The sequence below is a fragment of the Rhodobaculum claviforme genome (genome assembly GCF_016653255.1).
Taxonomy (GTDB): domain Bacteria; phylum Pseudomonadota; class Alphaproteobacteria; order Rhodobacterales; family Rhodobacteraceae; genus Rhodobaculum; species Rhodobaculum claviforme.
On the sequence record NZ_NHSD01000158.1, the window covers coordinates 1 to 7,819 of the forward strand.

Here is a 7,819-nt window from a genome sequence, read left to right on the forward strand (position 1 = left end):
TGCAAATACACCGACTGTGTCGAGGTCTGCCCGGTGGATTGCTTCTACGAGGGCGAGAACATGCTGGTCATCCACCCCGACGAGTGCATCGACTGCGGCGTCTGTGAGCCCGAGTGCCCCGCCGACGAGGGTCCGCGCACCCAGACCGCCAGCCCACCCCGCGCACGGGACCGGATCGACCCCGACAACCCCTTTGCCCGCGCACTCATGGGGCTGCGTGACAAGACCTGACGACGACGGACCCGAGGACAGCCCGGCCGCCATGCGGCTGGACAAGTGGCTGTGGCACGCACGATTTTTCAAGACCCGCGCCCTGGCGGCGCGGGTGGTGGCCGGTGGCAAGGTGCGGATCAACGGTCGGCGGGTCACCAAGCCCGCGACCACCGTCGCGGTGGGGGCGGTGCTGACCTTTGTGGTGAGCGATCGCGCGCGGGTGATCCGGGTTGCGGCCTTCGACGTGCGGCGCGGCCCAGCGACGCAGGCGCGCACCCTTTATGAGGATCTGACGCCCGGACCCTCGGGGGGTGTCGAAACCCCTGAAAGCCCGCTTGATTGATCCCGCCCGCGGGGTTACTTCCGCCCGGCATGAAGGAAGGGGACTGCCCGCATGACTTATGTGGTGACCGACAACTGCATTGCCTGCAAATACACCGACTGTGTCGAGGTCTGCCCGGTGGATTGCTTCTACGAGGGCGAGAACATGCTGGTCATCCACCCCGACGAGTGCATCGACTGCGGCGTCTGTGAGCCCGAGTGCCCCGCCGACGCGATCCGCCCCGACACCGAGCCCGACATGGAACCGTGGGTGGAGTTCAACCGCAAGTATTCGCTCGCCTGGCCGGTGATCATCACCCGCAAGGACCCGATGCCCGAGGCGGAGGCGCGCGACGGCGAAACCGGAAAGCTTGAGAAATACTTTTCCGAGGCGCCCGGCGAGGGTGGCTGAGGCCCTGACCGTCTGACGATGCCCGTTTGCGCGGCACCCCCGCGGCTTCGATGCTTGGATTCGAGGCCCCGATGTGGTATTCATCGGTTTGATGACGCTCAACCCTGACTCGAATCCGTCGCACAGCCCCCTGTGCAGCGGTCCTCTGTCACCCGAAGACCTGCCGCGCCGGATCACACCCGTGGTCCGCGGTGTGGTTTTGGAGGCAGCCACGGATCAGGACGGAGTGGGCATGTGGGAGCCTTGCAAGGAAATCGCCGGATGACCAAGACCAAGAAAGCCGAATTCCGCCCTGACGATTTTGTCGTCTATCCCGCGCACGGGGTGGGGCGCATCATGTCCATCGAGGAGCAGGAAATCGCGGGCATGCGGCTCGAACTGTTCGTGATCAACTTCGAAAAGGACAAGATGACGCTGCGGGTACCCACCGCCCGCGCCAGCGAGATCGGCATGCGGTCACTGTCCACTCCCGACATCGTGACCCAGGCGCTGGAGACGCTCAAGGGCAAGGCCCGGGTCAAGCGCGCGATGTGGTCGCGCCGCGCGCAGGAATACGAGCAGAAGATCAACTCCGGCGACCTTCTGTCCATCGCCGAGGTCGTGCGCGACCTGCACCGCGCCGACGACCAGCGCGAGCAGTCCTACTCCGAGCGCCAGCTTTACGAAGCAGCCCTGGACCGGCTGACGCGGGAAGTCGCCGCCGTCTCCGGCACCGACGAGGCCGGCGCGCAGAAACGCGTGGGCGAAGTGCTGCTGACCCGCGCCGCCTGAGGCGCGCGGACCCGAACACCCCCGCGACACAGCGATCACGGCGCCGCCCCGACGGGTGGCGCCGTACGCGTTTTGCCCCCCCAAAACCACGGCGCGCGGCGCGACGTCGGAGCGCTGCGGGCCGAAAGCGCTTGACCTTACGGGCCCCAGACGGTTGAAGCTGCGGCCGACCCTTCCCCAAGCGAGAGATCCGGCGGCCCGTAATGGACGATCAAAACCGAAATCTCATCCTCGCAACCGCGCTCAGCTTCCTTGTGATCCTGGTCTGGTTCGTAGCATTCCCGCCCCCCGAGCCCGCCCCGCGCGAGGTCAGCGAGGCCGTGCAGCCGGCGGACATCCCCGGCGCGCCCGCCGCCGATGTGGGCGCCCCGGGGGACGAGCCCGCCGCGGCGATGGCCCTGCCGCGCGTCGACATCGACACGCCGCGCCTGGTGGGCACGATCAACCTCCAGGGCGGCCGCATCGACGAGCTGTCGCTGCGTGACTACCGCGAGACCATCGACGCCGATTCGGACATCGTGCAGCTGCTGCGCCCCGAAGGAACGGCCGAGGCGTTCTATGCCATGTGGGGCTGGCGCCCCGGCTCCGGGCTGGACTGGGACGCCGTCCCCGGCCCGAACACCGCATGGGAGCTGGCCGAGGGCGACCGCCTCGCGCCCGGCCGGCCGGTCGTGCTGGAGTGGGACAACGGCGCCGGGCTGACCTTCAGCCGTCGCTTCGAGGTGGACGAGAACTTCATGTTCTCGATCAGCCAGGGGGTACAGAACTCCGGCGGCGCAACCGTCCGGCTGGCGCCCTATGGCCTGGTGTCGCGCCATGGCGTACCGTCGAACCTGGAGAACTTCTTCATCCTCCACGAGGGCATGATCAAGGCCGCCGACGGCACCCTGACCGAGGACGGCTACGGGGACATGGACAGCTACCGGTTCTCCGAACGCGAAGGCACCCCGGCCCTCGTGACCGAGGTGCGCGAGAACGGCTGGCTCGGATTTACCGACAAGTACTGGATGACCACGCTGATCCCGCAGTCGGGCCAGCCCTTCACCGCCGTGGCGCGCTATGTCCCGGCGCGCGACGTGTTCCAGACCCGCGCCGACCTGCCCACCGAGGTCGTGGGCCCGGGCGAGAGCGCGCAGGTCACCACCATGCTGTTCGCCGGTGCCAAGGAGTGGTCGGTCATCCGCGCCTACGAGGCGGATCTGGGCATCGACCGTTTCATCGACGCCATCGACTGGGGCTGGTTCTTCTTCCTGACCAAGCCGATCTTTGCCGTGCTGTACTGGGTCAACGGCTTCATCGACAACATGGGCTGGTCGATCATCGTCCTCACGCTGATGATCAAGGCGGTGCTGCTGCCGCTGGCGTGGAAGTCCTACGTCTCCATGGCCAAGATGAAGGAACTCCAGCCCGAGATGATGGCCATCAAGGAGCGGGCCGGAGACGACAAGCAGAAGCTCCAGAAGGAGATGATCGAGCTCTACAAGACCAAGAAGGTGAACCCGGCGGCGGGCTGCCTTCCGATCCTGCTGCAGATCCCGATCTTCTTCTCGCTCTACAAGGTGATCTTCGTCACCATCGACCTGCGCCACGCGCCGTGGTTCGGGCCGTTCAAGGACCTGTCGGCGCCCGATCCGACGTCGCTGATGAACCTGTTCGGCCTGCTGCCGTGGGGGGCGCCGCCGCCGGGAAGCATCCTCGCCTATGTCTTCATCGGGATCCTGCCGATCCTGCTGGGGGTGTCCATGTTCTTCCAGATGAAGCTGAACCCGGCCCCCACCGACAAGATGCAGGCCACGATCTTTGCCTGGATGCCGTGGGTGTTCATGTTCGTGCTGGGCGTGTTCGCCTCGGGGCTGGTGCTGTACTGGATCGCGAACAACGTGATCACCTTTGCCCAACAGTACTTCATCATGTGGCGCACCGGGCATCGGCCGGACCTGTTCGGCAACATCCTGGGTGGCATGCGCCGCAAGAAGGGGAACGCGGCGAAATGATCGCCCCCGGCGCCCGACTTGCACACATCGTGCGCCACCCGATCAAGTCGGTGGGCCACGAGGAGCTGGCCGCGGCCGCGCTCACCCCCGGGCACATGCTGCCCGGGGACCGGGCCTGGGCCGTCGCGCACGCTGCGGCCCGGCTGGAGGGGGAGGGTTGGGCGCCCAAGGGCAACTTTCTGCGCGGCGTGGCCAGTGCCGAGTTGATGGCCGTGCGCGCCGAGAGCGGGCCATGGGGCCTGCGCCTGCATCACCCCCGCGCCGGTACGCTGGAGATCGACCCCGGGACAGGCGGTGACGCGCTGCTGGCCTGGCTCGCGCCGCTCTGGCCCGAGGGGCGCCCTGCCCCGGATCGGCTGGTGCGTGCACCCGCAACCGGCATGGGCGATGTACCCGACCCGTGGGTGTCGGTGCTGTCGCTGGTGTCGCTGCGCGCGCTGGGACAGCGGATGGGCCAGGCGCTGTCGATTCATCGCTTTCGCGGCAACCTGTGGCTGGACGGTCTGGCCCCGTGGGAGGAGTTCGATCTGGTCGGGCGCCGCCTGCGGATCGGCACCGCCCTGCTGGAGGTGCGCGACCGCATCACCCGCTGCAAGGCCACCACCGCCAATCCCGAAACCGGCCGGTTCGACGCCGACACCATCGGCGCGCTGTCCGAGGGGTGGGGCCACACCGATTTCGGGATCTACGCCGAGGTGCTGGCCGGCGGCGAGGTCCGCACCGGCGACACCGTGGAGGTCCTGGCATGAGCCTGCCCTTCCCCCTGACGCCCGAGCCCGACATCGGCGCGTCCGAGACCGGCCGCAAGCTGTTCGCGGGGCCTGTGGATTTCGTCAAGGGCGTGGTCGCGCTCGATGGCCTGCCACCGGCCGACCGGGCCGAGGTGTGCTTCGCCGGCCGGTCCAACGTGGGCAAGTCGAGCCTGATCAACGCGCTGACGGGGCGCAAGACGCTGGCGCGCACCTCCAACACCCCCGGCCGCACGCAGGAGATCAACTATTTCGCGCTGGGCGCCGCGCATTACCTGGTGGACCTTCCGGGCTATGGCTTTGCCGAGGCCCCCCGCGCGGTCGTGGCGCGGTGGCAGGCGCTGCTGCGCGACTACCTTGCGGGGCGGGCCACGCTGCGGCGGGCCTTTGTGCTGATCGACCACCGGCACGGGATCAAGGCCCCGGACGCCGAGATCATGGCCCTGCTGGACCGCGCCGCCGTGACCTTTCATACGGTGCTGACCAAGGCGGACAAGGTCAAGGCCGCCGACCGCGCCCGCATCCTCGACGGGGTGCGCACGGCCCTGGCGCGCCATCCCGCGGCCTATCCGGAGCTGATCGTGACCTCCTCCGAGACTGGAGAGGGCCTGGCAACACTCCGCGCCGAGATCGCCGCGCTGGCGTGAGCGTCCCCCGCGCGTCCCGTCCACGGGGTCCCGCGGCGGACCACCGCATCACGCCCCACCCGGCAGATGATGACCGCGAAACACCCGCCCCGCGCCATGCCTCCCGCCCGCATTTACCGCTTGTTTACGTTTTGGCTGAATGAAGAACCTGCCGGATGGCAACTTAAATAGGCATGTAAAAAGCGTTGTTTCAACGCTTGTCAGAACGGGAGACGAGGCTCGTGGGATATTTTGAGGTCCAGAAGACGACTGCCACCGCAAGATCCGTGGTACTGTTGGGCGCGGCCGCCTTTGCGCTGTCGGGCTGCCTCGGCAGCTCGGGGTCTGGTGGCGGTGGCGGCGTGTCCGCTCCGGCCCCCGGAAGCCTGATCGGTGATCGTGAGGCACCGAACCTGCAGACCGCATCGGAGCTCGCGAACGAATACCTGAGCGAGGGGGAGTTTGACGGTACGGACGGTGAGCGCATCAGAAGCCTGCTCACGGCGGTCGCGGAGGCCGGCGGCACCAAGCCCACCGACCCGGCGTTGCTCGCGGGCACAGCCAGCTACGCAGGCGACTTCGCCCTCGTCATCGTCGATGACTTCGATGATGATGCCAGCCTCCTCGGAGATTTCGCGATGTCGGTGAACTTCGACAGCGGCAGTCTGTCGGGCACCCTCGGTCGGGAAATCATCGTGGACGACGGCGACCGCCGCACGGTGGCCATCGGCTCGGGCACCATCAACGGGACCGTCACGAACAATACCATGGCGGCGGCCCTGACCGGGGCTTACACCGCCGACGGCGAGGCCGCGCAGATCGACGGCCGGATGAACGGACAGTTCGTCGGGGCCGGTGGGGAAACGGTGGCGGGCGGCATGAACGCCGCGGTGGCCGTCGGGAACGAGACCGCTGTCTTTGAGGGGATCTTTGCTGGCGAGCGCAGCGCACCCTGATCGCAAGACGCTCGGGCATCCTGCAGTGGCATCACTCATGATCCGACTGGGGTCGTCCATGGCGGTTGCGCTGTGGGCGGCCCTGGTATCCGTCGCGCCTGCGGCGGCCGATGGCAGCATCTGGCGCGAGGGCGCCGAACTTGTGCGCGCGGGCGAGCTGCGCGCCGGCATCGCCGCGCTGGAACGCGCGGTCACACTGACACCGGCGGCGACCGGTCCGCGGCTCGACCTGGGGCTTGCGCATTACCTCGACGGCAACGACGCCGCCGCACGGCATCACCTGGAGGCGGCCCTGGCCGGGGCGCTGCAACCGCGCGACCGGGCCGTGGCACAAGCCGCGTTGCGCCGGATCGAGGCGCGGCGCGTCTGGCAGACATCGGTCCGATTCGCCCTCATCCCGCAGTCCAACGCCGCCCGGCGTCCGGCCGACCGCGAGGTGACGATCGCGGGCCTCCCCTTCCTTCTCGACCAAGCGGCGGAACCGTCCACCGGCGCGGCGTTCGGTCTGGCGGTGTCCGGCGGACCGATGCTGCGCCCCGGGCTGAAGCTTCACATGATGCTGGCGCTGGATGGCGCGCTGTATGAAGAAAGCGTGCTGAACGACTACACCCTGCGCGCCGAGGCGGGCGTGCTGCGCATCGAGGCCGCCCGGCGTTGGGGCGGCGGCGTCCAGGCGGCGCACCGCTGGCTGGGCAATCGCGGCTATTCCCGCGAGGCGGGCGTCTATGCGACGCTCATGCTGCAACCCGAAGACGGCCGCCGGCACGAGGTCAGGGCCGACCTCCTGCACCGCACGGTGCCGCAGCTGCCATCGCGCGATGCCTGGGTGGGACGGGTCTCGGCGGTGACATTGCGTGCGATCTCGCCACGGACGGTCCTGATCGGGCGCGCCCATGTCAGCCGGACCGAGGCGCGCCGCGCGTCCGAAAGCGGATGGATCGTTGGTGGCGGGGTCGGAGCGATACGGCTGTTCGACGGCGGCTGGCGCGCCGGCATCGACCTGCGCCTCCTGCGCGAGGTCCGCGACGGCGCGGCACCGGTCTTCGGTCAGCGACGGGCCGAAACCGAGGGGGCTGTGCGGGTCCATCTGCTCAACCGAAACCTGTCCTGGCGCGGCTTTGCACCACAGATCGCCCTCGAAGTGGAACAGCGTCGCTCCGATATCGCGCTTTTCAATTATACTAACCGCTCAGTCTCGCTGGGCCTCAGCCGGACGTTCTAGGATCAGGACCCGTTGGTCTTCTTGAAGCCTCTGGATCCGTGTGTCGGTGACCCGCCCCATCGGGTCCCAGTGCGCAGACGTGGAAGCAGCCCTTCGCCTGGTCGACCGTCGGCATGCCGATGGTCGTCGTCACCGATGTGCCCTCCGTTCGGTTCCTGCGGAACCGTCATGGCATACGCGATGCCGCTGGGTGGGGGGATCCACCGCGTCAGTTCTGCCCTCATCGGCCCCGAGGCCACCAGGCGGGTCACTGACCGCGCCCACCGGCTGCCCCGTCGCGTGCCCCTCGCCCCGTCGTTCATGGCCAAGATGCGCGGCGTCCGCGCCTTGGACGCGAGCGTCCGCAGGTGGACGAAGGCCAGCCGTCATCGTCCCTGACGATCAGTCCCCACGCGCTCCGGCAAATTCTCACCTGTCCCAAGCTGTGCCGCAGACGACCTGTTCCCACGGCCGTCGAGTGTCTCCATACACATCGGGGGGCCGTGAGGCCCGGAGGGCGGGCGGGGGTGGTTGGAACATCCGCCCCCCAGACGCCGCCGAGCGGGAGGCCTGATG

At 68.4% G+C, this 7,819-nt stretch carries 8 protein-coding genes and 1 pseudogene; all 9 read left to right on the forward strand.

Going from position 1 to position 7,819, the window contains the following annotated elements; all coding sequences use genetic code 11:
* A pseudogene (locus tag CCR87_RS17780) lies at window positions 1-126 on the forward strand (indolepyruvate ferredoxin oxidoreductase subunit alpha); the annotation flags it as partial.
* A gap of 91 nt (window positions 127-217) precedes the next feature.
* On the forward strand, window positions 218-556 hold the full coding sequence (locus tag CCR87_RS05150; RefSeq protein WP_338048879.1) for an RNA-binding S4 domain-containing protein: 339 nt from the start codon (window positions 218-220) through the stop codon (window positions 554-556).
* Between the two features lie 51 nt (window positions 557-607).
* On the forward strand, window positions 608-946 hold the full coding sequence (gene fdxA / locus CCR87_RS05155) for a ferredoxin FdxA (RefSeq protein ID WP_201156493.1): 339 nt from the start codon (window positions 608-610) through the stop codon (window positions 944-946).
* A gap of 261 nt (window positions 947-1,207) precedes the next feature.
* Window positions 1,208-1,717, forward strand: a complete 510-nt coding sequence (locus tag CCR87_RS05160) for a CarD family transcriptional regulator (RefSeq protein WP_201156494.1) — start codon at window positions 1,208-1,210, stop codon at window positions 1,715-1,717.
* A 203-nt stretch (window positions 1,718-1,920) separates the two neighbouring features.
* Window positions 1,921-3,711 (forward strand): membrane protein insertase YidC, encoded by a 1,791-nt coding sequence (gene yidC, locus CCR87_RS05165; protein WP_201156495.1) that lies wholly within the window; start codon window positions 1,921-1,923, stop codon window positions 3,709-3,711.
* Entirely contained in the window at window positions 3,708-4,460 is a 753-nt protein-coding gene (locus CCR87_RS05170) for an MOSC domain-containing protein (RefSeq protein ID WP_201156496.1), read from the forward strand. Before yidC ends, CCR87_RS05170 begins: the two co-directional genes overlap by 4 nt.
* Complete coding sequence (gene yihA, locus CCR87_RS05175; protein WP_201156497.1) at window positions 4,457-5,107, forward strand: ribosome biogenesis GTP-binding protein YihA/YsxC; 651 nt, start codon at window positions 4,457-4,459, stop codon at window positions 5,105-5,107. The genes CCR87_RS05170 and yihA overlap by 4 nt, the downstream gene beginning before the upstream one ends.
* A gap of 266 nt (window positions 5,108-5,373) precedes the next feature.
* Window positions 5,374-6,042, forward strand: coding sequence for a HupA family protein (locus CCR87_RS05180; protein ID WP_201156498.1), 669 nt, complete (start codon window positions 5,374-5,376; stop codon window positions 6,040-6,042).
* Window positions 6,017-7,264, forward strand: coding sequence for a surface lipoprotein assembly modifier (locus tag CCR87_RS05185; RefSeq protein ID WP_201156499.1), 1,248 nt, complete (start codon window positions 6,017-6,019; stop codon window positions 7,262-7,264). Before CCR87_RS05180 ends, CCR87_RS05185 begins: the two co-directional genes overlap by 26 nt.
* Window positions 7,265-7,819: the final 555 nt, after the last annotated feature.